Genomic DNA, 22,493 nt, shown 5'->3' on the forward strand with positions numbered 1-22,493 from the left:
GGTGAGTTCGTCAGCGGTCGCAGGAGCCGGCGCTTGCCTCGGCCGAGGTCAATCGCCCGGATATCTGGCGAGCCAGCCCTCGGAGCGGCTGGCGGAACGGCCGTCGGTCATCTGCCGCGCGAAGTCGTCGGCGAGCTCGGTCATGGCGGCGCGTCCCTCCAGGTGGACCAGCCACTCGCCGGGCAGCGCGAGATCTCCGTACCTTGCGCCCAGGATGTTGCCGCAGATGGCGCCGGTCGAGTCGCTGTCGCCCGAGTGGTTGACGGCGAGGAGCAGGGCCCGCCGCGATGGGTCGCGGTCCGCCGGCGCCTCACCGTGCTCCACCAGCGCGCAGTAGACCGCGATGGCGAGGGCCTCCTCCGCGATCCAGGCCTCGCCGAGGGACTCCACCTTCTCGGCGGTGGGGTCGCCACGATCGGCGAGGGCGACCGCTGCGCGCAGCGCCTCCGTGGTCTCCTCGTGCGCCGGGTAGTCGGCGAGGATCTCCATGGCGTCCGTCACGGCCGCGCGGATCGTGGCGCCCCGGACGAGGAAATGGATCAGTACGGCGAAGGCGCCGGCGGCCAGGTAACCGGTCGGATGGCCATGGGTGATCCGGGCGCATTCCGCCGCCGTCTCGAAGACCTGACGCGGGGCTCCCCCGGCCAGCCCGAACGGCGCGGAGCGCATGACCGTCCCGCAGCCCTTGGAGCCGGGGTTGACCGGGCCGGGTTCGCCGAGCCGTACCTCGCCGCCCGTCCCGCCACCCGCCTGGCCGCCCAGCTGGGCGTGCAGCCCGGACAGGCAGGCGTTGCCGGGCGCGCGGCGCGCGTAGAGCCAGCGCTGCTCGCGTAGTCCGCCGGTACGGAAGAACCGCTCGGGCTCACGGGCCGGCGGGGCGGCGTACTGCTGGGTGTCCAGCCACCTCAGATAGGCGGAGCGCAGCACGGACGGCACGTGGCAGACGCCGCGCTGGGCGAACCGGACATCCGCCCGCAGCAGCCCCTCCAGCGTGAAGAGCGTCATCTGGGTGTCATCGGTGATCAGGCCGATCCTGCCTTGTCCGTCCGGGACGAGGCCGGTGATCCCGGCCGGACCGTACTCCTCGCGGATGCCTGCGAGCGAGGAGAACTCGATCGGCGCGCCGAGGGCGTCCCCGATCGCTCCGCCCAGGACGCAGCCCCTGACGCGGCTGCCGTATGTTGAAAGGTCTTCGGCAGGGCGGTCCACCACCGGGCGCTCCTCTCGCGATCACGTACAGGAAGGCATACCACCTTCCGGGGGCCGACGGCACCCGGTCCCCGTACGCATCCGCTTACCCGCCCGCCGGTCAGGCGGCGGAGGAGTCGCGGGTCGCCAGGTCGCGGACGACCTGGATCAGCTCGGCCGGGTCGAAAGGCTTCGTCAGGTACGCGTCGACGCCGATGCCGAGACCACGTCGACGATCGTCCTCCTGCGCCCTCGCCGTGATGAGCACGACCTTGATGTGGCTGGTGTTCTCGTCGGCCCTCAGCCGGGTCGCCGTCTCCCAGCCGTCCAGTCGCGGCATCATCACATCCAGCGTGATCACATCCGGGTCGACCTCGGCCACGCGATCAAGGCAGTTCTGCCCGTCGTAGGCGGTCTCGACCTCGAACCCCTCCAGCGTCAGGTTGACCGCGATGAGCTGGCGGATGACCTCGTCGTCGTCCACCACCAGCACTCGCCCGATAATCTCGCCCACAGCCGCAAAGTTAACCTCCCGCGAGGGGGTCCCGTGCCGGTTTCGTGGATCTCCGGCCACGGTGGCGCCTCGCCGCCCAACAGTGTGACGAGACACCCCCGAGGACTGGTAGCCTTATGAAGCGGTCAAGCCCCCTTAGCTCAGGGGATAGAGCACCGGCCTCCGGAGCCGGGTGCGCAGGTTCGAATCCTGCAGGGGGCACCAGAAGATCTGCGCTACGGGCATCCATCCCATCTCGGGACAGAGGGTGCCCGTTTTTCCGTTCTGCGGAATGGATTGCCGGACTGCCATCGGAGGTCGAGGCCATAGGCGACCGGTCTGCTCACGATCACCCGCTCCGATGACGGATTCGATCATGAATGCGTGACCTCTCGCTCAGGCTGACGATGTCACTGATCGTGTCGCTGTCCAGCGTGATCCGGATCAGGGCGATGTTCGTGCGGGGGTCATAGCGGACCCTCCAAATGGAAGACTTCGAACAGCTCGCGCCGGAGTTCCGCAGGAGCGTCGGCGAGGTCGGCGGCCAGGAGAGTGAGCCGGTCGTGCTCAAGGTCTGCGAGGCTCTCGGTCGGCGAGCATGGCGCTCAGTGTCAGAAGAACGTGGGTGCAGGTACCGGCGCCATTGCGGTCAGCAGTGACGGGTAGCGGACAAGGGAGCATCGGTGACGGGCATTTGGCATGACGAAGGAAATAGGCTGGTACCTCTTCCCGCGCAGCCGTACGCGAACGAGCAGGCGCTTCACAACAGCATCGAACGCGCTCCCGCGATGCTGCCGCTTCCCGGTCAGCCACGACTGGTGATCCTGGGTCGGGAGGTACAGCTCGGCAATGGCTACGCCGATCTCGTGGCCGTGGACGCCGATAGCGGGCGACCAGTGGTCATCGAGGTGAAACTCGCCGCAAATTCGGATCGGAGAACCGTCTTCGCGCAGGTACTCGGCTACGCGTCCTATATTTTCCGGCTGTCGGCGACCGCGTTCGAAGAGCTGATGCAGCCTCATGTGACCGAACGCGGACACGCCACCGTCGCCGATGCGGTGGCCGCGGAGGTCGGTGATGGATCATTCGACATCGAGACCTTTCGCAACGGCATGGCTGAGGAATTCGAGAAGGGGAATGCCCGCTGCGTTGTGGTCCTCGACGCCGCGCCGACCGACTTGATCGAGCTCGCCGGGTATCTGCAGACCGTCACCAACGATCGCCTGGATATCGATCTGGTGACGGTGATGGCCTACGACGTGCGTGGCAGCCGGGTGCTCGTCCCACAACTGGTCGAGCCGGAGCGCGCTCTGGCGGCCTCGGTTTCGCCCTCGAGGATTCAACGGGAGGCCAGGCCGACTTCGGGATCGGCTTCCTTCCGCGACAGCATCGACAGCGCCGATCCCTCCCATCGCGAGTTGCTCCGCCGGCTGTGTGACTGGGCAGAGCGATTGCAGTCAGACAATCTGGCCACCCTCTTCACCACCGTGGGCAAGGGCCGCTGGATCCTCAATCCGCGTCTTCCCGGTCAGAGCCGTGGGATGTTCACGATCTGGAACGACGGAGGCGCCTATGTCAGCCCGCAGCGCACTGTCATCGAAGCCGAGGCGCCGAACACACTTGCCCTCCTGGACGAACGGCTTCCCGGCCAGATCGGTCAGAACAACTACCTGAAGTGCGACATCAGCGACGAGGTGCTCGCGCTCCTGAGGAGTGCCTACGAGGAATCCGCCAATCGCAAAGCTGTCTAGTGGCGCGGTCGGCGGCGTTCGATGCCGATACGCCCTGCCGGATGCGGCGGTGTGCCCGAACTATTGCTCTCCCAGTCGGCGCCGCATCTCGGCCAGCTCGGCTTTGAGCCGGGCGACCTCCTGCTCCAGTTGCAGGATGCGGCGGATCGCGTTCAGCGTCATCCCCTCGTCGACGAGCACCGTGACGTACTGCACCTGGGTGATGTCGTACCGCGAATAGCGGCGCTGCCCTCCAGGTGACCTCTGGGGACGTACGACCTCGTACTCGTCGAGGCGTCGCAGGAACGCCTGCTGCACCTCCAGCATCGCGGCGACCTGGCCGACCGAGTACAGCGGTGCGCGCTCGTCGTCGAAAGGCAGAGAAGGCATCGGCACCTCCGTCAACGAGGCAGGGCCGGTGCTGGACAGGCACCGGCCCTGCCATCGGGGCCCGTATGGGACAAGGGACCGTCGATCCCGGTCAGCGCGTGATCGCCTTGGCGCCCGAGCCGCGCACTTCGATCTTGCGCGGCTTGGCCGTGTCCGTCACCGGGATGCGCAGGGTCAACACGCCGTTTTCGTAGTCGGCCTGGATCCGCTCGCTGTCCAGGTGTTCCGACAGGTAGATGCGGCGGGTGAACCGGCCCATCCGGCGTTCCCGTACGAACGGCCGGTCGTCGTCGGTGAGCTCCTCCTCGCGGTGCGCGCCGACGCTGAGCACCCCGCGGTCCACGGTGACCTCGATGCCGGCCGGGTCGATCCCGGGAAGGTCGAACCGCAGGACCACCTCGTCCTCTCGGCGGATGCCGTCCATCGGCATGACGTCCTGGCCGCCTCCGGCCGTGCTGAAGGCCGCGCGGGCGATTCGGTCGAACTGGCGCTCGAACTCCTGCATGAACGGGTCGATCGAGGTGAGAAGCATGCCGCGAACCTCCTCCATGATGTGTGTCACCTTGGAAGAAACTTCCTACTACAGTTATAAGTTACTTCCATCCGGATTGCAAGAGGCACCATCTCGGGCGTACGGGAGATCCGACGGTCTCCGCAGGACATGCGGCGGCGGCCGACCGGAACGACGGGGTTAACGGACGGCGCAGCGGGCACGGCCACTACTCAGGCAGCGCGCTGTCCGCGGACCGCCGGGCTCTCGTACCGGCTTCTCGACTCGACGGGATCGGCACCGCCATGAGCTCACGGATCATCGACGCCCCGGGAACGCTTCTGAAGACGGCGCCGGCGGTGGGCGCCGCCACGATCACCGGCAGGTGGGCCGCCGACCCCGGCTCGGCCTGGTATCGGCGGTTGCGCAAGCCCCAGTGGCAGCCGCCCGAACGGGCCTTCGGCCTGGTCTGGACCTCCTGTGGCGGCCAAACCGGACGATGCCCGCGGTGACCCGCGGCGACCAGGTGATCGGTGCTCGGGGGGTGATTCACGTGCTCCGCTGTCTGGTGACCGGGGCTACGGGCTACATCGGCGGCAGGTTGGTGCCGGAGCTGCTCGACGCCGGCCACGCCGTACGCTGCATGGCCCGCACTCCCCGCCGGCTCCGTGACCACGACTGGCACGACCGCGTGGAGATCGGCAAGGCCGACGCCACGGAGTACGCCGAGACCAGGGCCGCCCTCGATGGTGTCGACGTCGCCTACTACCTGATCCACACCATGGGCTCGGCGGGCGACTTCGCCGGCAAGGACCACACGGCGGCGACGACCTTCGCCGCCGCGGCCGAAGACGCTGGGGTGGGCCGCATCGTCTACCTCGGCGGCCTCACCCCGGTGAGCGGGCCCTCACCGCACATGCGCTCCAGAGGCGAGGTGGCGCGGATCCTGCTCGGCTCCGGCGTCCCCACGGCGGTGCTCCGCGCCGCGGTGATCATCGGCTCGGGATCGGCGTCGTTCGAGATGCTGCGCCACCTCACCGAGCGGCTGCCCGCCATGACCACCCCCGCCTGGGTGCGCACCCGGACCCAGCCGATCGCGATCCGTGACGTGCTGCGCTACCTCGTGGGATGCGCCGACCTGCCGAAGGAGGTGCATCGGGAGTTCGACATCGGCGGCCCCGACATCCTGACTTATCAGGACATGATGCGGAGGTACGCCGCCGTCGCAGGGCTGCCGCCCCGGCTGATCATCCCGCTGCCCGTGCTGACTCCACGCCTGGCCAGCTACTGGGTGGGGTTCGTCACCCCGGTCCCCGCGAACGTCGCCCGCCCACTGGTGGAGTCGCTCCGCAACGAGACGGTCTGCCGGGAGCACGACATCGCCCGTTACGTTCCGGACCCGCCCGAGGGGTTGATCGGGTTCGAGCACGCCGTACGGCTCGCCCTCCGCCGCATCAAGGAGGCCGACGTGGCCACCCGCTGGTCGTCGGCGTCCACGCCCGGAGCCCCGAGCGATCCGCTGCCCGGCGACCCCGACTGGGCCGGCGGCGACCTTTACGTGGACGAGCGGCACCGCCCCGTCGACGCCCCATCCGAACACCTGTGGCGGGTGATCGAGGGCATCGGCGGGGACAACGGGTGGTACTCCCTGCCCGTCGCCTGGCGGATCCGCGGCTTCCTCGACCGTCTCCTGGGGGGCGTCGGCCTGCGCAGAGGGCGGCGCGATCCCTACCGGCTCCGCGTCGGCGACGCCCTCGACTTCTGGCGGGTGGAGGAGATCGTGCCCGGCTCCCTGCTGCGGCTGCGTGCCGAGATGCGGCTGCCGGGACTGGCCTGGCTGGAGCTGACTTGCCGCCGGGCCGACGGGCGCAGCGTGTACGGCCAGCGGGCGATCTTCCATCCGCACGGCCTGCTCGGCCACCTGTACTGGTGGAGCATCACCCCGTTCCACGGACTGATCTTCGGCCGCATGCCGGGGAACATCGCCGAAGCCGCCCGGCGGATCGGACACGCGGCCACGCCTCCCGCCGACCAGGGCGGACAACGCAGAAAAGGGCGGGACTCCGGTTTCACGGAGTCCCGCCCGTTCTCTCGATGACGCCCGCGCGTCGCGGACCATGCCGTCGGCGACATGACCACCGACCGCGAGCGGCCCGATCGGCCCGATGGATCACAGACGCATTAGTCTGATTTCCGGGACGACTCGGGCGGAGGTGCGGACGCGGATGAGTGAGACCGATCCGCACATCCACGTCGAGCAGAAGGTGATGCGGGCAGGTGCCGCATTCCGCAACCTGATCGCATCGTCGTTGGGGCGCGCGCCCGACGCGCCGAGCGTCGTCGTCACCGGTTGCGGACTCGAGGTGCCCTACGCGATGACCTCGCCTCGGCCGGAGAGCGTCACCTGCCTCGCCTGCCGGGAGCACGCCCACCGGGAGCACCTGCGCTACGCCGAGCAGGTCGAGCGCCTGAGCCGGATGCCCGGCGCGCCCGTCACCGGCGACCAGGCGGCCAAGGCCGCGCGATGGGCCCGGGACCTCGCGAAGAGGTTCTCAGGCTAGCGCGGCCGCCGGCGAGCCTCAGCGGACGCATCCACCGCCGAAGACCGCCATCGCGGGACCCGCGTCGATCTCGATCAGCCGGGACGGCGACGCGCCGAGCACGGCCAGCGCACCGGTCGTGCGGCCGAGTTCCATCCCCTCCGGCCCCCGCAGGGTCCACATGGCGACCTCCTCCAGCGGATCGGCGCGCGCCGCCCGGTCTCGTCCGGCCCAGTCGAGCAGCCGCGGCCGATCGGCCGGGCCGGACACGGTGAGCGCTCGCATGGGCACCCGCAGTCCGTCTCCGGTGGCCTTGAGCACCGCCTCCTTCCTGGTCCAGTACGTCACGAGCGCGGCCCGTCGCTCCCGCTCCGGCAGCCGGCCGTACACCTCCGCCTCCTCCGGTCCGAGGATCTTTCCGGCCAGCAGGTCGCAGTCGACGAGGCGGGCTCCGTCCTCGACGTCCACCCCGACCCGGCCGTCCCAGGTGACGGCGCAGACGACGTGCGCACCCGCGTGCGTCAGGGAGATCTCCGGCGTGCCGCTCCCCGCGATCCGCGGCTTTCCGTGCGGTCCGCCGCAGTCAGGGCAGTCCCGTACGAGCCGCACGTCCGCCGGCGCCACGCCGAGGTGACGGGCCGACGCCACCCGGATCAGCGCACAGCCCACCGCGAACCGGTCGCGTGCCTCCGGCCTGCGCATCGCGCCGTACCGGTCGCGCTCCGCTTCGTTCATGAGTCCGGTCACGAGGTCACGGTGGGTGACGGCGGAGTCCGTCCCGGCCCACCACACCCACACCTCCCCCCGGCCCGGCCCGGCCGGGGGCCGTACGGACGGCTCCGCCCGGCCCGGCGTCTCCCGCACGCCAGGCCGGGCGATGACCGGTGGGGTGGCCGGGTTCACGCCGCGGCGACGCCGGGGAGCACGGCCAGGGCGCCCGGCTCGCTGTCCTCGATGTAGTCGGACAGCGCGCTGTACTTCTCCCTGAGCCGGCGCTTGAGTACCTTGCCCGTCACGCCGACGGGGAGCGAGTCGGCGACCTCCAGCATCGTGAGGCGCGGATATCCGGCCTCCTGCAGCACCTCGTTCGCCTGCCTGAGCAGCTTCAGCGGGTCGATGCCCTTGGTCTCGGAGGTGATGACGGCCACGGCCACGGTCTCACCGTCGAGGTCGCCGGCGACGACCGCGCAGTCGCGGACGTCCGGTACGTCGCTGAGGATGGCCTCCTCCATGAGGACCGAGTAGCCGGGGCCGTGGGCCGTCTCGATGGTGTCCTGCGCCCTGTCGACGTGGAAGTAGTTGTCCTCCTCGTCCCGATAGACCACATCGCCCGTGAGCCAGTAGCCGCCGAGCCTGCTCCGATAGGTGGTGTCGGAGTCGTTCCAGTAGCCCGCCGTGATCGCCGGCCCGCGGGCGCCGAGCAGTCCGATCTCGTGCGCGTCGGCCAGGCTGCCGTCCTTGCGCAGCACGGCGACCAGGGACACCCCGACCGGCTTGCCGACGCAGCGGTCGTGCCGCTTGGACTGCAGCGTCCGCACCTTCAGCAGGACGGCCCAGCCCAGCTCCGTGGTGCCGAGCCGGTCCAGGAAGGAGGACGGCGGCAGCTCGGGGCTGCGCTGGGCGAGGAGCTTCATCATGTGCGCCTCGTGTACGGCGTCGGCGGTGGTGACCCACTGACCGACCGAGTCGAGCGTGCCCGGCGGGAGGTCGAGCGCGGCCAGGTCGGCGCAGGCGTGGCCGAAGGCCATGACCGCGGTCGGCTGATACTCGCGGATGGCGGCCACCATCTCCTCCCCGGTCGGGTCGTACAGCGGCACGATCGGGGTGCCCGCGAAGATGGCGTACGTCATGTAGTGGATGCAGCCCAGGTGCGACTGGGGCATCGCCGCGAGCATCACGGCGCCCGGGGTGACCAGGGTCGGGTCCTCCTGGGTGAGCCGGAACCTCGGCCCGGCCGTGCTCGACCGGTGAGTCTGGGTGACCGGCTTGGGGCGGCCCGTCGTGCCCGACGAGTGCAGGATCGAGACCGGGTCCTCGGGTGCGTGACGGTAGCGTCCCTCCTGCGGCAGCACCGCGGCCGGGGGCGCGGGCAGCTCCTCCTCCAGTTGGATCCAGCGCAGGCTGGGCAGCCGCTCGATCTCGTCGCCGAGCTCACGCAGGTGTGCGCGGTCGGTGTAGAGGCCGACCGGGCTCGTCTGCTCGATCAGGGAGGCGGCGATCTCCCGCGGGGAGTTGCTGTTGACGAGTACGGCGACGGCGCCGATCTGGGCCAGTGCGTAATAGTGCACCGAGTAGGCGAAGAAGTCCTTCATGTAGATCGCGACCCGGTCGCGCGGGACCACGCCCCGGTTGAGGTACCACACCGACCAGCTCTGCGCCAGCTGGTCGAGGTCCAGCAGGCTGAAGTCGCTCTGCGGCAGACCGTCGGTGTTGGTCAGCGGCCTGCCCGAGTGGATGAAGGGCACGTCCGGGTGCGGGTTCGCCTCGATCGCCGACGTGAGCAGGTTCCCGCCGCCGACGTTCGGCTTCTCCGCGAACCTGCGGCGCTGCTCCATCGTCAACAGGGCCTTCTCTGACAACGACATGGTTCTCACCTTCCCGTGGTCGGGTGACCTCTTTGGTGGGGGTAATCAGGGGTGCGTGGCCGGCCGGGACACGGCGCGGCCCCGGAGCCCGGTGATGCGAAAGGCTCCGGGGCCGCGACGGGCGAAGGTGTCCGGATGGGCAAAGGTGTTCAGATGGGCGGGTGTCGCGATGGGCTCGGATGCCCGGTGGGCACGAATGCCCGGGTGGGGACGGGTCGCGGATGCCGATCAGCCGGTCGGCGATCCCGCGTCCGCCTTCGTCAGGGAGGTGACACGGTCGCGCAGCGCGCCGCGGTCGAGCTTGCCGACGCCGATCAGCGGCAGCTCGTCGATGATCTCCAGCCGTTCCGGCAGCTTGTAGCGGGCCAGCCCGCACGACTCCAGATGCCGCCTGATGTCGCGGAGGCCGGGCGGGGTGTCCCCCGACGGCACGGCGAACAGGCAGACGATCTCGCCGTAGACCGGGTGCGGCATGGGCGCGACGCCGGCGGCGGCCACCCCCGGCATCTGCCGCACCAGCTCCTCCAGCTCCTCGGCGCAGATCTTCTCTCCACCCCGGTTGATCAGGTTCTTGATCCGTCCGGCGATCTCGAGGTTGCCGTCCGGCCGCCGCCGGACCAGGTCTCCCGTACGGTAGAAGCCCTCCTGGGTGAAGGCCCGCGCGGTGGCCTCGTCGTCGCGGTAGTAGCCGGCGACGGTGGAGGGCCCGCGGGTGAGCAGCTGCCCGACCTCGCCCTCGGGGACCGGCCGCTCGTCCTCGTCGACGATCATGATCTCGTCGCCGGGCGAGGCCGGACGCCCCTGGGTGGCGAGAGCGACCTCGTCGGGGTCGTCGAGCCGGGTGAAGTTGGCCAGCCCCTCGCTCATGCCGTACACCTGCTGGATCGCGCAGGGCAGCGCCCGGCGTGCCCGGCCGGCCAGCGCCGGGTCGAGCCGGGCGCCGCCGACCTGCAGGACCCTCAGGCTGGACAGGTCGTAGCTCTCGGTGCGGAGCACGCCGAGCCACTGGGTGACGAGCCCGGGAACGGCGGCGACGTGCGTCACGCGCTCCCGCTGGATCAGGTCCAGCACCCGCCGCGGGTCCTCCGCGCCGCCCAGCACGACCGTGCCGCCCGCGGCCAGCGTCCCCATGACGCCCGGGTAGGCGAGGACGAAGGTGTGGGTGGCCGGCATCACCGCGAGGTAGACGGTGTCCGCGGAGATCCCGGCGACGTCGGAGGTGGACCTGACGACGTAGCCGTAGTCCTCGTGGGTACGGACGATCACCTTGGACGGCCCGGTCGTGCCGCTGGACAGCAGCATCAGTGCGGCGCCGGCGGGATCGGCTCCCCCACCGGACCGGGCGCCGTCCCCGCTCGCGGTCCCGGCCCTGGTCTCGGCCCCGGCCCCGGTCTCGGCCCCGGTCTCGGCCCCGGTCTCGGCGCCGATGATCTCGCAGAGCCGTACCAGATCGGTGACGTCCGGCCCCTCCTCGTCCGGCCCGTCCGCGCCGGTCCCGCCGGCCACGAAGATCCTGGTGAGGTACGGATGCCGGTCCCGCAGCTCCCGGATCATGGAGAGGTGGTCGGAGCGGCGGGTTCTGCCGGGCACCGCGACCGCCTGGGGGCGGGTCAGCCGCAGGATCCGGTCCAGCTCGTACTCCCGCAGCGTGGAACCCGTCAGAACCGGCGGGGCGCCGATCCGCATGAGCGCCAGCATGAGGACGACGTACTCGATCGAGTTGGGCAGCTGGACCACCACGGGGTCGCCGGGGCGCACGCCCAGCGTCCGCAGTCGGTCGGCCACCCGGTCGACCGTGGCGGCCAGCTCGCCGTAGCCGACCCGGCGCTCCCCGGCGACGAGCGCGCACGCGCCGGGACGGCCGCGCGCGTGCCGCAGCAGGACGGCGTCGAGCGTCTCCGGCCGCCACCATCCCGCCTCGCGGTATCGCCGCGCGCGGTCGTCCGGCACGCGGGGGATCCCGGACGGCGGACCGGACTCCTTCGTCCGATCCGCCGCAGTCCCCTGTTCCGCGTGGGTCCCCTGCCCTGCCTGAGTCCCCTGCTCCGCGGGGCTCCCACGTTCCGGCGGGGCGATGAGCGCCGCCAGCTCGCCCAGTGAATAGTCCGTGGCGTCCCACAGATCGATCTTGAGTCCGAACCGGTGCGCCAGTTCCAGTTCCAGCTCGCTCGTCTCGACCGAGTCGAGCGCGAGGTCCGCGCGCAACCTGACCTCCGCCGTGATCTCGGCGGTCGTCACGCCCACCTCTCGCAGCACCTCGCCGATGGCCTCGATGCTCATGTCAGTCCACTCATTCCGCTCCTGCTCGACCACTCGCTACGGGGCACTAGTGCCGCGACCGCCAAGGTTTGCCCGGAAGGAGCGGCGGCCAGGGTGGTGCATCGCAAGGCGGAGGAGGAGCTGAGTAGCGCGGAGCTACGAGCGACGACTCCAACGCCGCGAGGTGCCGCCCTGGACGACGCGACGGGGCAAAGATCGGCGGGAGGGGCACTAGAGCCGGGACAGAGACTCCTCGATCGTGCCGACGACCTGGTCGAGCACGTCGGGGGTGTGCGCCGCGCTGAGGAACCACGGCTCCAGCGGGTTCGGGTGGAAGTACAGCCCGGCCCGCTGGCACAGGTCCTGGAGGCGGCGGTGCGCGGCGAAGTCGATCAGCGGCACGCCCGCGTCGTAGGCGGGCACGCCGTCCTGCCGCTCGGTCAGGAGGGCCACCGACATCACCGAACCGGCGCGGACGACACGGGCGTGCCGGCCGGCCGCGACGAACGTCTTGGTCAGCCGCTGCTCCAGGTCGCCGCCGACCAGGTCGAGGGTCTCGTAGACCGAGGGATCGTTGCGCAGCTTGCCGAGCATGGCCACCACGGCGGCGACCGCGGCGTGGTTGCCCGAGAACACCCCGGCGTGGAACGCCTCGTTGCGGGCGAGCGGCGCCATGATCTCCTTGCTGCCGCCGAACGCCGCGACCGGGAAACCGCCGCCGACGACCTTGGAGAGGATCGTCAGGTCCGGCCGTACACCGAGCAGTTCCTGGGCGCCGCCCAGCGCCACCCGGCAGCCGGTGATGACCTCGTCGAAGACCAGCAGCGCCCCGTTCGAGGCGGACAGCTCGGCGATGCGCTCCAGGAATCCGGGCAGCGGGTGGACCACCCCTGCGTTGCCGCAGATCGGTTCGAGGATCACGGCCGCGATCTCGCCGCCGCGCTCGGCGAACAGCCGCTCCAGGGCCTCGGTGTCGTTCCACGGCAGCTGGAGGGTGTACGAGAGAGCAGAGGGGATCATGCCGGGCGCCCCGGGGACGGCGCCGTGCGGGTCCGCGCCGCCGCTGGTGATGGCCGCCTTGCGCAGGACGGTCTCGCTCCACCCGTGGTAGTGCCCCTCGAAGGTCACCACCAGATCGCGGCCGGTGGTGAATCGGGCCAGCCGCAGCGCCGAGGTGATCGCCTCGGTCCCCGAGTTGGCGAACCTGACCTGCTCGATCGACGGGAAGGTGGCGGCGATCAGCTCGCCCGCCTCGTGATCGAGACGGTGCGGGATGCCGGTGATGGCGCCCAGCCGGAGCCGCTGGGCGACCACGCCGAGGACGTCCGGATCGGCGTAGCCGAACAGGTGCGGGCCGTACCCCATGTTCACGTCGATGAGCTCGTTGCCCTCGACGTCCCAGATCCGGCAGCCCGCCGACCGCTCCAGCACGAGGGGGGTCTGGATGCCCAGGTTGCGCATGTTGCTGCTGCCGCCGCCGGCGACGACCGCGCGGGTCGCGTCGAGCAGGGACGCGCTGGTGACTCGTGTGAGCTCGGCTGATGTCTGAACCATTCGGATCAACTCCTCGGGGTGTGCTGCCGCGCGTCATACGCGGGAGCGGTGACCGTCACGTAGGGCGGATCGCAGGGGATGTCGGACAGATCGGCCTCGAACACGACGAGGTCGTCGCGGCGTTCGGCCTCGGAGAACCGGTTGAACCGGTAGGTGACGAGCATCGCCCGGTTCCTGCCGGTCTGGACGAACTCGGCCAGCAGCCGTACGCCTGCCGCGCGGGCCAGCCGCTTGATGTGGTTGATCATGATCGTGCCGACACCGCGCGACATCACCCGGCACGACATGAGCAGCAGCTTGATGACCCACGCCTCTCCGGTCCTCTCCACCAGCGCGAGGCCGATGGTGCCGTAGGGGCCGTAGCGGTCCTCGAGCGCCGCGGTGAGCAGCAGGTGCCGGTCCGACGTACGGAAGGCGTCGAGCTCCTCGTAGGAGTAGGTGTAGCCGGTCGTGTTGAGCTGGTTGGTGCGCAGCGTCAGCTCCTCGGCCCGCTGGAGGTCGTCCTCCGTCGCCTCGGTGATGGCGAAACGCATGTTCAGGCTCTCGAGGAACGCCTCCTGCGCCCCGGCGAAATCGGCCTCGGCGGTCTTGCGCTCCCGATCCGCCCGGTACATCAGGCGTCTGTTCCGGGAGTCCTCGGTCACGAAATCCGGGGTGAACTCGGCCCGCTCGGTGAGCGTCGTGATCTCCGTGGCGTCGAGGCAGAGGACCTCGGGCAGGGCGAACGCCACCTCCTCGCGCTCGAAGGGCTGGTCGTCCACGAAGGCCAGCGCGTCGATCCCGATGTTGAGGTCCTCGGCGATCGCCTTCAGAGACACCGATTTGGCGTTCCAGCCGATCTGCGGACAGAGGAAGTAGTCCTCCAGGCCGAACTCCCGGAGCCTGGCCAGCGCGGCCTCCGGGTCGTTACGGCTGGCGATCGAGTGGATGATGCCGCGCCGGTCCAGCTCCCTGACGGCGGCCACGGCCTCGGGAACCGGCCTGACCTCGTCGTTCTCCAGCAGGATGCCCTGCCACAGGGTGTTGTCGAGATCCCAGACCAGGCATTTCACGGTCTTGCGTCTGGCGGCGGATCCGCCGTTGCCCACAGTCATCCCTCCTCGCAGGGGATCAGCCGGGCGATCATCGTCTGCTGGATCTGACTGCTGCCCTCGATGATCTCCATGACCTTGGCGTCCCGGAACAGCCGCTGGGGCGCCCCGCTCGGATCGCATCCGTACGCCCCGTGGATCTGCACGGTGTCGGCGGCGGCGCGGAAGGCTCCGGTGGAGGCGAAGTACTTCGCCATCCACACCGCCGCGACCGCGTCGGGACGACCCTCGGCCACGAGCTCACCCGCCTGCAGGCACAGCAGCCGGGCGGCCGAGACCGTGGTGGCCATGTCGGTGAGCAGCCGCTGGACCAACTGGTGGTCGGCGATCGGTGCGCCGAACTGCCTGCGTTCCCTGGCGTAGCCGAGTGAGGTCTCCAGGCAGGCCTGCGCCAGGCCGACGGAACCCCACGCGACGCTGTAGCGTCCGACGTCCAGCGCGTCGCTCGCCACCGGGGCGAGCCCGAATCCGGGCCGGCCCAGCAGCGCGGACCGGGGGATGCGGCAGCCTTCGAAGCGCAGTTCGGCCAGCATCGACGCCCGGGTGCCGAGCATGCCGTCGATCGGCACCACGGTCAGTCCCGGCGTGTCCCGTTCGACGATGAAGGCGCTGAACCGCCCCTCGAACCCGGCGAACACCAGGAAGACGTCGGCCGCCTGGGCGTAGGTGATCCATTTCTTGGTGCCGTCCAGCACGTAGTGTTCGCCGTCGGGCCGCGCCGTCGTGGTGATCTGCGTGACGTCGCTGCCCGCGCCGGGCTCGCTGAGCCCGAACGCGCCGACCCACTCTCCGCTGGCGAGCCTGGGCAGCCAGCGCGCACGCTGCTCCGCGTTCCCCCAGCGTGCGACGGAACGGCACACCATGCTGTGCACGGTCAGCACGCTGCGCACGGACGAGCAGCCCAGCCCGATCGCCTCGTTGAGCAGGCCGAACTCGACCAGGCCGAGCCGGCTGCCGCCGTACTCCTCGGGGACGAGCGCCCCGAGATGGCCCGCCCGCGCCATCGCGGTGATCACATCGCGGGGCAGCCTTCCGGCGCGATCCCACTCACCGGCGAACGGTGCGATCTCGGTCTCGGTGAACCTCCGATACTCGCTCAGCGTCTTGTTCTGCACCTCGCTCAGCGAGTGCACGCCGGCGATCGTCGCCATGCCCGGCCTCCTAGGTTCCGGCCGGTACGACGGTCTTCGCGGTGACGAACCGCGCGATCGCGTCGATGGACCGGAAGTTGTCGAACTCCAGGTCCTCGTCGGCCACGACCAGGGAGAACTCGCGCTCCACCATGGCGATGAGCTGCATCACGAACAGGGAGTTCGCGTAACCGGAGGCGAAGATGTCCTCCTCGTCCGCGAAGTCGTGCTCCTTGAAGTATCCGCGCAGGAATTGCCTGACCTTCGCCTTGATCTCGTCCATGCGTTCACCCTTCTACCGGTAATCGCTGCCGGTGATCCCTACTCGTAGTTGTGGAAACCGCGACCGCTCTTGCGGCCGAGCAGGCCCGCGTCGACGAGCTGCTTCAACAGCGGGCACGGGCGGTACTTGCTGTCGCCGAAGCTCCGGTAGAGGCCTTCGATGGACAGCAGGATCGTGTCGAGGCCGATGAGGTCAGCGGTCTCGAGCGGGCCCATCGTGTGCCCGAAGCAGCCCTTGAAGAGCCGGTCGACCTCGCTCGCCTCGGCCACCCTCTCGTGGACCAGGTAGGCGGCCTCGTTGACGGTCAGCATCAGCACCCGGTTGGAGACGAACCCCGGGGAGTCGGCGACCACGACCCCCTCCTTGCCGATCGCCGCCAGGACGGCGAGCATGGTCCGCACCGTCTCCTCCGAGGTGTGGAATCCCCTGATCACCTCCACCATCGGCTTGAGCGAGACCGGGTTCATGAAATGCGCGCCGATGACCCGGTCGGGCCGCCCGGTGACCCCGCCCACCCTGGTGATCGGGATCACCGAGGTGTTCACGGCGAAGACCACGTGGGGCTTGCACACGGCGTCGAGCTCCTCGAACACCGGCCGCTTGACGTCCCAGTCCTCGGTGACGTTCTCCACGACGAAGTCCGCGTCGGCGACGTCGGCGAGCTCGGTGGTGAAGCGGATGCGGCCGAGGACCTCGGCCCGGTCCACGGTCGGCGGGGCGGCCAGCCCCGTACGCGCGCCCAGCATCCGCTGGAAACGGAGGCTGCGCTGGATCGTCTGGCGCGCCCGCTCCAGGGCGTCGTCGGTGACGTCCACCAGGACGACCTCGAATCCGGCCTGGGCGAACACCTGGGCGACCTCGCTGCCCATCACGCCCGCGCCGATCACGCCGATGGTCCTAACGCCGATGTCCGGCATGGTTGTCCTCTCTGAATCAGGTCTGGATCGGGTCTGGATCAGATCGCCGTTGATCAGGTGACCGTTGAGCAACCGGCCGTCACGCCGCCTCGGTCGCACCGCCCGCCGCGCGTACGGCGTCCGCCAGGTCGGCGAGGGTCCGCGCGTCGAAGATCGTCCCGATGGGCAGGTCCACCGCGAAGGCCTCGCGCAGTCGCGGCACCAGCTGGAGCCCGAGCAGGGAGTGGCCGCCGAGGTCGGTGAAGGCGTCGTGGACGCCGACCTTCTCCACGCCGAGCAGGTCCTGCCACACGGCGGCGAGCCGCTCCTCGACGGCGTCCCTCGGCGCCTCGTAGGGGGTGAGCAGGTCGGGCCGCGGGTGCAGGGAGGCTCCCCCGGCCCCGGTCCCGGCGTCCTCCCCCGCCGCCGTGGCGTCGGCGGTGGCCGTACGGGCAGGCGCCACCTGGTCGAACACGCTCGCCAGGTCGCGGGTGCTGACCAGCACCTGGGGCGTCAGCCCCGCGGCCACGATCCGGCCGAACACCTCGGCGCCTTCGCCGGGGGACATGCCGTGGTCGAGGGCCGTACGGAGGAAGTCAGCCGACGGCTCGCCGCGACCGCCCGTCCCGCCGCCTGCCTGACCGTCTGTCCGGCCGTCGTCGAGGGCAGGCGGCAGGTCGTACAGCTCCACCCGCCCGGGTGTGGCCGCCTGCGCCACCGTGAGCCGCTCCTCCAGGTCGTGGACCCGCTTCAGGACGAAGCGCTCGGCGTGGAGCAGCTCGCGGCCCGCCAGGTCGGTGATCGTGACGTCGGAGGTCACGGTCTCCTTGCCGGCCCGGTCGCCGCCGTCGCGGTAGGACTGGTGGCTGTAGACGGCGGACGTGAGCGGCGCGAACATCCGGATCCGGCCGTAGGAGATCGGGATCCGGAACTCCGCCGCGTGGTGCACGCCCACGAAGGCGGTGGCGATGTCCATCAGCGCCGGATGCAGCGGCAGCTCCGCCACCTCGTCCCGGAACGGCTCCGGCAGCTCCAGCAGGGCCAGGAACTCGCCGTCCCCGACGTACATCCGCTGAAGGCACTGCGACCGGGCGCCGAAGCCCATCGGGCCGTCGTTCGCCGGTCTGCCGACGTCGCGCAGCCCGGAGCCGTCGATCAGCGTCTCGATGTCGAGACGGCGCGGACGGGCTCCGGTGAGCCGGGCGACCCGGCCGGTCGAGTGCAGCTGCCAGCGTTCGTCCCCGCCGGTGGAGGCGTCGCGGTGCGCGCTGACGACGGCGAACCTCATGCCGTCGTCCCCTTCAGGACCGCCGCCGTCCCGTTCGAGCACGACGCGCACCTGCCTGCGCCCGTCCTCCGGGATCACGATCGGCGTGTAGAAGGTGACCTCCGACAGCTCGACGCCCTGGTCGCCCGGATCGACCGAACCCTGTTCCCGAGTGAGCCGGGTCTCGGCGAAGGCCGCCCGGACCAGCTCCAGGTGCCCGACCCCGGGGACGACCGGCCGGCCGAGCATGCGGTGCTCGTCCACCAGCCAGGACTCCCGGGCGTCGAAGTGCGCGACGTAGCCGAAGCAGTCGCCGTCCGCGCTCGTCAGCCGCCGCTCGAGGAACGGGTGGCGCACCGGGGCCTCCCGTGGCCGCTCGCCGTCGGCGGCGCCGCCGATGGTCCTGGCGGCCATGCCCACGCCCTGCCAGGCGTCCCAGTTGATCGAGACGACCGCGGGGCCGTCCGCTTCGTCGTCGTGGTGGGCCAGCGCGTCCAGGAAGGCGTTGGCGGCCGTGTAGTCGACCTGTCCGACGCCGCCGCTCACCGCTATGCCGGACGAGCAGTGCATCACGAAGTCGAGCGGGAGCGAGGCGCAGGCGCGGCGCAGTGCCAGCGCGCCGCGCACCTTGGGCGCCAGGACGGCCTCGGCCGCCCCCGCCTCCTTCAGCTGGATGAGCCCGCCGCCGGGGACTCCGGCAGCGTGCACGACACCGTGCAGCGCGCCGAACCGCTCGACCGCCTGCCGTACGACCCCGCCCAGCTGGTCGGCGTCGGTGACGTCGGCCGCCGCCACCATGACCGTGCCGCCGGCCTCCTCCAGCCGCCGTACGGCCCTGATCCGGTCGGCGACCACGTCGCCCTCGGGCCGGTCCGCCCAGCGGTCCCACTCCTGCCGGGGCGGCAGGGCGGCCCGGCCCACGAGCACCAGGTTCGCCCGCACGTGGCCGGCCAGGTATTCGGCCAGGGACAGGCCGACCCCGCCCAGCCCACCCGTGATCAGGTAGGTGCCTCCGGCGCGGAAGTGCCGGGGCTCGGCCGGGTGGTCGAGCCGGACCGGGTGGAACTCCTGCCTCAGGTGCAGTCGTCCCCTGATCGCCACGACCTCGGCGCCGGTGTCCGCCGTCACGGGCCGGTCCAGCTCCGTCAGGAGCCGCGCCGCGATCGCGGGCGCCGGGCGGCCGATGTCGATGCTCCGGCAGGTCAGCGCGGGATTCTCCAGCGGCCACACCCGGCACGGCCCGAGCGCCAGGGCCTTCGCCGGCTGCGACACGTCTCCGTCGGCGATGGCGTGCATCTCGCTGGAGACCACCGCGACGTCGACGCCGTCGGCGAGGGTCTCCCTGCCGATCGCCCGGGCGAGCGCGAGCAGGCCGGTGAAACCGTCCCGGGTGACCTCGTCGACCACGGCGGGGTCCGTCGGGTCGTCGGGCCGCTCGGTGACCAGCCACAGGTGGGCGATCCTGGTCGGCGGGCCGCCGTCGGCCCTGACCCGCCGGAGCAGCTCGACGTAGTCGTCGTCGTTGCCGGGGTCGATGCGGTACGACCGTTCGTCGGTCGCGGCGAAGCCGGCGCCACGCCGCACCGTGATCACCTCGTCGCCGCGGCCCGCCAGCTCCCGGCCGAGCCGCTCGGCGACGCCGAGCTCGTCGGCGAAGAGCAGCCACCGCTCGGGCCCGGCGCCGTCACCTGCACCGGCGTCGCGGCGGCCGGGGGAAGCCGGCGGCAGGGACTCCCAGCGTGGGACATGGAACCAGTCGGCGAGTTCCTGCCGCCCACCGGCCGATGCGCCGTCGGCGGCCCGGCCGCCCTCCCCCGCGGCGGCCACGGCGAGACCTCCGGCCGGCCAGAACCTGCGGCGCTGGAAGGGATAGGTCGGCAGCGGCGCTCTGCGCCGCCCGGGCTGTACGCCGTCCCAGTCGACGTCGACGCCGCACAGCCAGAGCTTGCCGGTCGTGGCCGCGATGGCCGCCGCGTCCGAGTCCCGCTCGGCCGCGCCGGGCAGCGTGCCGAGCACCAGCGACCCGGCATCGGCCGTACGCGGCCTGGCCTGCTGCGCCATCGATCCCAGCGACTGGCCGACCCCCACCTCCAGCAGCAGCCGTCCCGGCTGCTCCCAGAGCCTGCGCACCCCGTCGGAGAACCGGACCGCCTCGCGCAGGTGGCGGGCGTAGTAGGCGGGGTCGGTCGCGTCGGCGTCGGTGATCCAGTCGCCCGTCACGTTCGACAGGTAGGGCAGCTCCGGGCGGTTGCGCGCGACGCTCCCGACGAGTTCGGTGAAGGCGGCGCAGATCGGCTCCATCATCGTGGAGTGGAACGCGTGGGTGGTGCGCAGCGGCCGGGCCGCGACGCCCTCCGCCGCGAGCCGCTCACGCAGGGCCGCGATCGACCGATCTGGCCCCGCGATCACGGAGAGGTCGGGCCCGTTGACCGCGGCGAGGGACGTCTCACCGTCCAGCAGCCCGATCACGTCCTTCTCCGGCAGCTGTACGGCGAGCATCGCGCCGCCGGGCAGCCCGTCGATCATCCGGGCCCGCTCCGCCACCAGCGACAGCGCGTCCTCCAGCGAGAACACCCCCGCCAGCGTGGCGGCGACGTACTCGCCGAGGCTGTAGCCGATCAGCGCGTCCGGGCGGACGCCGCGCGACAGCCACACCTGCGCGAGCGCGTACTCGAGGGCGAACATCGCCGGCTGGGCGTGGCGGGTCTCGTCCAGCGCGGACGGGCCGGGCTCCGGGCCGGAGCGGCCGAGCATCGCACGCAGGCCGGTTCTCTCCGTGGCCCGGTCCCGCCGCTCGGGCGTGAACAGGACGGGCCGCAGGTCGAGGCCGGCTCGCTCCCTGAGGATCTCCAGGCAGTGGTCGAGCCGATCGTGGAAGACGGGGTCGGCCTCGTACAGCTCCAGGCCCATGTTCTCGTACTGCTCGCCCAACCCCGGCAGCAGGAAAGCGACCCGCCGGGCGGTCGCGGCCGAGCCGAGCGTGTGGACACGCTGGGGGGTGCGGGCGCGCAGCGTCTCGACCGCGTCGTCGCGGTCCCGCACCGCCAGCACCCTGCGGTGGTCGAAGGCGTGCCGGCCGGTCTGCAGGGTCCGGGCGACCGCCGCCATCTCGGCGCCGGGATGGGCGGCGAGGTGGTCGGCGAGCCGGTCCGTTGCCGCCTCCAGGGCCTGCGGGTCGGCGGCGGACAGCGGCAGGACGTGCCAGGCCCGCGCGGAATCCGGGCGCGCTCCCTGCCCCTCCGGCTCCGCTACCGGCGGAGCGGGCGGGGCCTCTTCCAGCACGAGATGGACGCCGGTGCCGCCCATGCCGAAGGAGCTCACCCCGGCCCGTCGCGGGGCGCCGTCCGTGTGCCACGGCGTGAGCCCGGTGGCGACGTGGAACGGCGAGGCGGCGAAGTCGATCCTCGGGTTGGGCTCGGCGAAGTGCAGGCTCGGCGGGATCTCCCGGTTCTCCAGGGTCAGGATCGTCTTGATCAGCCCGGCGATGCCGGCGGCGGCGTGCGTGTGGCCGATGTTGGTCTTGACCGATCCGATCGCCCGGGTGCCGCCCGACCATCCGGCGGCGCGGAACGCCCGGGTCAGCGCGTCGATCTCGATCCTGTCGCCCAGCGGCGTCCCGCTCCCGTGGGTCTCGACGTAACCGATGGTGTCCGGGTCGACCCCGGAGCGCTCCAGCGCCGCCCGTACGATCCTGGACTGGCCCGCCACGCCGGGCGCGGAGAAGCCGACCCGGTCGGCGCCGTCGTTGCCCGCTGCCGATCCCTTGATGACCGCGCGGATCCGGTCGCCGTCGGCCAGGGCGTCGGCCAGCCGCTTCAGCACGACGAGCCCGGCGCCCTCGCCGATCACGGTGCCCTCCGCGCCTGCGTCGAACGCCCGGCAGTGGCCGTCGGGCGAGTAGATGCCGCCCCGGTGGAACAGGTAGCCGGGGGCCTCGCCGGAGCGGATCGTCACCCCGCCGGCGAGCGCGAGGTCGCAGGACCCCGCCAGCAGCGACTCGCAGGCCAGGTGCACCGCGACGAGAGCGGTGGAGCAGGCCGTCTGCACCGACACCGACGGCCCGGTGAGGTCGAGCTTGAAGGAGATCCTGGTGGCCAGGTAGTCGGCGTCGTTGGACACCCCGGCCAGGAACTGCTCGGACGGCTCGGTGAGCGGGCCGAGCAGTCTCCGGTAGTCGTTCTTGTAGGACCCGGCGAAGACGCCCACCCTTTCCTTGAGGTCGCGGGGGTCGCGGCCCCCGTCCTCCAGCGCCTCCCACGCGCACTCGAGCATGATCCGGTGCTGCGGGTCCATCAGGGTCGCTTCCCTGGGATTGATGCCGAACAGCCGGGCGTCGAACATGTCGGAATCGGCCACCACTCCGGCGGCGGGCACATAGTGCGGGTCGTCGACGAGCTCCCGCGGCACTCCGGCCTCGGCCAGCTCGGCGGCCGAGAACACGGTGACCGCCTCGGTGCCCGTACGCAGGAGCCGCCAGAACTCGGCGGGCCCCGCGGCTCCGGGAAAGCGGCAGCCGATGCCGACCACTGCGATTTCTTGTCCGACAAGGGTTTCGGGCATGAGAAGTGGTCCCCTCCGGGCAGATGGATGGGTGAGC

17 protein-coding genes and 1 tRNA gene are annotated in these 22,493 nt (G+C 71.2%); 5 read left to right on the forward strand and 13 right to left on the reverse strand.

What is annotated here, in order from left to right:
• Window positions 1–48 precede the first annotated feature (48 nt).
• A complete protein-coding gene (locus tag AP234_RS02720) occupies window positions 49–1,212 on the reverse strand; it encodes an ADP-ribosylglycohydrolase family protein (protein ID WP_235557918.1) in 1,164 nt (387 codons plus the stop codon).
• A gap of 97 nt (window positions 1,213–1,309) precedes the next feature.
• On the reverse strand, window positions 1,310–1,702 hold the full coding sequence (locus tag AP234_RS02725; RefSeq protein ID WP_235557919.1) for a response regulator transcription factor: 393 nt from the start codon (window positions 1,700–1,702) through the stop codon (window positions 1,310–1,312).
• 129 nt (window positions 1,703–1,831) lie between these two features.
• Between AP234_RS02725 and AP234_RS02730 the strand changes: the two genes are divergently transcribed.
• Window positions 1,832–1,906, forward strand: a tRNA-Arg gene (locus tag AP234_RS02730).
• A 458-nt stretch (window positions 1,907–2,364) separates the two neighbouring features.
• Window positions 2,365–3,432, forward strand: coding sequence for a hypothetical protein (locus tag AP234_RS02735; RefSeq protein WP_152990199.1), 1,068 nt, complete (start codon window positions 2,365–2,367; stop codon window positions 3,430–3,432).
• Window positions 3,433–3,492: 60 nt separating this feature from the next.
• Here the strand turns inward: AP234_RS02735 and AP234_RS02740 are convergent, their stop codons facing one another.
• Both AP234_RS02740 and AP234_RS02745 read right to left on the reverse strand, forming a co-directional pair.
• A complete protein-coding gene (locus tag AP234_RS02740) occupies window positions 3,493–3,801 on the reverse strand; it encodes a MerR family transcriptional regulator (RefSeq protein ID WP_055477889.1) in 309 nt (102 codons plus the stop codon).
• A 91-nt stretch (window positions 3,802–3,892) separates the two neighbouring features.
• Window positions 3,893–4,351 (reverse strand): Hsp20/alpha crystallin family protein, encoded by a 459-nt coding sequence (locus AP234_RS02745; protein ID WP_235557920.1) that lies wholly within the window; start codon window positions 4,349–4,351, stop codon window positions 3,893–3,895.
• 245 nt (window positions 4,352–4,596) lie between these two features.
• Here AP234_RS02745 and AP234_RS02750 point away from each other — a divergent pair, with 245 nt between their 5' ends.
• The 3 genes from AP234_RS02750 to AP234_RS02760 all read left to right on the forward strand — a co-directional run bounded on the left by AP234_RS02750 (window position 4,597) and on the right by AP234_RS02760 (window position 6,852).
• Entirely contained in the window at window positions 4,597–4,803 is a 207-nt protein-coding gene (locus AP234_RS02750) for a tryptophan-rich sensory protein (protein WP_055477890.1), read from the forward strand.
• Window positions 4,800–6,389: an SDR family oxidoreductase gene (locus AP234_RS02755; protein ID WP_235557921.1), complete on the forward strand. Its 1,590-nt coding sequence runs from the start codon at window positions 4,800–4,802 to the stop codon at window positions 6,387–6,389. The genes AP234_RS02750 and AP234_RS02755 overlap by 4 nt, the downstream gene beginning before the upstream one ends.
• A 127-nt stretch (window positions 6,390–6,516) precedes the next feature.
• A complete protein-coding gene (locus AP234_RS02760) occupies window positions 6,517–6,852 on the forward strand; it encodes a hypothetical protein (protein ID WP_055477891.1) in 336 nt (111 codons plus the stop codon).
• 18 nt (window positions 6,853–6,870) lie between these two features.
• On the opposite strand, the gene AP234_RS02765 is transcribed toward AP234_RS02760, so the two are convergent.
• The 9 genes from AP234_RS02765 to AP234_RS02805 all read right to left on the reverse strand — a co-directional run bounded on the left by AP234_RS02765 (window position 6,871) and on the right by AP234_RS02805 (window position 22,456).
• Window positions 6,871–7,734 (reverse strand): 4'-phosphopantetheinyl transferase superfamily protein, encoded by an 864-nt coding sequence (locus AP234_RS02765; protein ID WP_152990200.1) that lies wholly within the window; start codon window positions 7,732–7,734, stop codon window positions 6,871–6,873.
• Window positions 7,731–9,416, reverse strand: coding sequence for a class I adenylate-forming enzyme family protein (locus AP234_RS02770; protein ID WP_055477893.1), 1,686 nt, complete (start codon window positions 9,414–9,416; stop codon window positions 7,731–7,733). Before AP234_RS02770 ends, AP234_RS02765 begins: the two co-directional genes overlap by 4 nt.
• Before the next feature lie 228 nt (window positions 9,417–9,644).
• The gene (locus AP234_RS02775) at window positions 9,645–11,696 is read right to left on the reverse strand and encodes an AMP-binding protein (RefSeq protein ID WP_083501701.1); all 2,052 of its coding nucleotides are present in this window, start codon (window positions 11,694–11,696) and stop codon (window positions 9,645–9,647) included.
• Between the two features lie 210 nt (window positions 11,697–11,906).
• Window positions 11,907–13,229 carry an aminotransferase class III-fold pyridoxal phosphate-dependent enzyme gene (locus tag AP234_RS02780; protein WP_055477894.1) on the reverse strand — a complete coding sequence of 441 codons (1,323 nt, stop codon included), beginning with the start codon at window positions 13,227–13,229 and terminating at the stop codon, window positions 11,907–11,909.
• Window positions 13,230–13,234: 5 nt separating this feature from the next.
• Complete coding sequence (locus AP234_RS02785; RefSeq protein ID WP_055477895.1) at window positions 13,235–14,323, reverse strand: HAD-IIIC family phosphatase; 1,089 nt, start codon at window positions 14,321–14,323, stop codon at window positions 13,235–13,237.
• The gene (locus tag AP234_RS02790) at window positions 14,320–15,471 is read right to left on the reverse strand and encodes an acyl-CoA dehydrogenase family protein (RefSeq protein WP_055477896.1); all 1,152 of its coding nucleotides are present in this window, start codon (window positions 15,469–15,471) and stop codon (window positions 14,320–14,322) included. Before AP234_RS02790 ends, AP234_RS02785 begins: the two co-directional genes overlap by 4 nt.
• A 10-nt stretch (window positions 15,472–15,481) precedes the next feature.
• The gene (locus tag AP234_RS02795; RefSeq protein ID WP_055477897.1) at window positions 15,482–15,733 is read right to left on the reverse strand and encodes a phosphopantetheine-binding protein; all 252 of its coding nucleotides are present in this window, start codon (window positions 15,731–15,733) and stop codon (window positions 15,482–15,484) included.
• A 38-nt stretch (window positions 15,734–15,771) separates the two neighbouring features.
• Window positions 15,772–16,650, reverse strand: a complete 879-nt coding sequence (locus tag AP234_RS02800) for a 3-hydroxyacyl-CoA dehydrogenase NAD-binding domain-containing protein (RefSeq protein WP_160330367.1) — start codon at window positions 16,648–16,650, stop codon at window positions 15,772–15,774.
• A 79-nt stretch (window positions 16,651–16,729) separates the two neighbouring features.
• A complete protein-coding gene (locus AP234_RS02805; protein ID WP_055477898.1) occupies window positions 16,730–22,456 on the reverse strand; it encodes an SDR family NAD(P)-dependent oxidoreductase in 5,727 nt (1,908 codons plus the stop codon).
• Between the last annotated feature and the right edge of the window lie 37 nt (window positions 22,457–22,493).

It is taken from the genome of Sphaerimonospora mesophila, from assembly GCF_001417795.1.
Taxonomy (GTDB): Bacteria; Actinomycetota; Actinomycetes; order Streptosporangiales; family Streptosporangiaceae; genus Sphaerimonospora; species Sphaerimonospora mesophila.

What these genes read in the sequence shown, in the direction of transcription:
- AP234_RS02740 (WP_055477889.1), bottom strand. Translation starts at nt 3,801, where the DNA reads ATGCCTTCTCTGCCTTTCGACGACGAGCGCGCACCGCTGTACTCGGTC.
- AP234_RS02775 (WP_083501701.1), bottom strand. Translation starts at nt 11,696, where the DNA reads ATGAGCATCGAGGCCATCGGCGAGGTGCTGCGAGAGGTGGGCGTGACG.
- AP234_RS02800 (WP_160330367.1), bottom strand. Translation starts at nt 16,650, where the DNA reads ATGCCGGACATCGGCGTTAGGACCATCGGCGTGATCGGCGCGGGCGTG.
- AP234_RS02780 (WP_055477894.1), bottom strand. Translation starts at nt 13,229, where the DNA reads ATGGTTCAGACATCAGCCGAGCTCACACGAGTCACCAGCGCGTCCCTG.
- AP234_RS02785 (WP_055477895.1), bottom strand. Translation starts at nt 14,323, where the DNA reads ATGACTGTGGGCAACGGCGGATCCGCCGCCAGACGCAAGACCGTGAAA.
- AP234_RS02745 (WP_235557920.1), bottom strand. Translation starts at nt 4,351, where the DNA reads ATGGAGGAGGTTCGCGGCATGCTTCTCACCTCGATCGACCCGTTCATG.
- AP234_RS02790 (WP_055477896.1), bottom strand. Translation starts at nt 15,471, where the DNA reads ATGGCGACGATCGCCGGCGTGCACTCGCTGAGCGAGGTGCAGAACAAG.
- AP234_RS02760 (WP_055477891.1), top strand. Translation starts at nt 6,517, where the DNA reads ATGAGTGAGACCGATCCGCACATCCACGTCGAGCAGAAGGTGATGCGG.
- AP234_RS02795 (WP_055477897.1), bottom strand. Translation starts at nt 15,733, where the DNA reads ATGGACGAGATCAAGGCGAAGGTCAGGCAATTCCTGCGCGGATACTTC.
- AP234_RS02770 (WP_055477893.1), bottom strand. Translation starts at nt 9,416, where the DNA reads ATGTCGTTGTCAGAGAAGGCCCTGTTGACGATGGAGCAGCGCCGCAGG.
- AP234_RS02750 (WP_055477890.1), top strand. Translation starts at nt 4,597, where the DNA reads ATGAGCTCACGGATCATCGACGCCCCGGGAACGCTTCTGAAGACGGCG.
- AP234_RS02805 (WP_055477898.1), bottom strand. Translation starts at nt 22,456, where the DNA reads ATGCCCGAAACCCTTGTCGGACAAGAAATCGCAGTGGTCGGCATCGGC.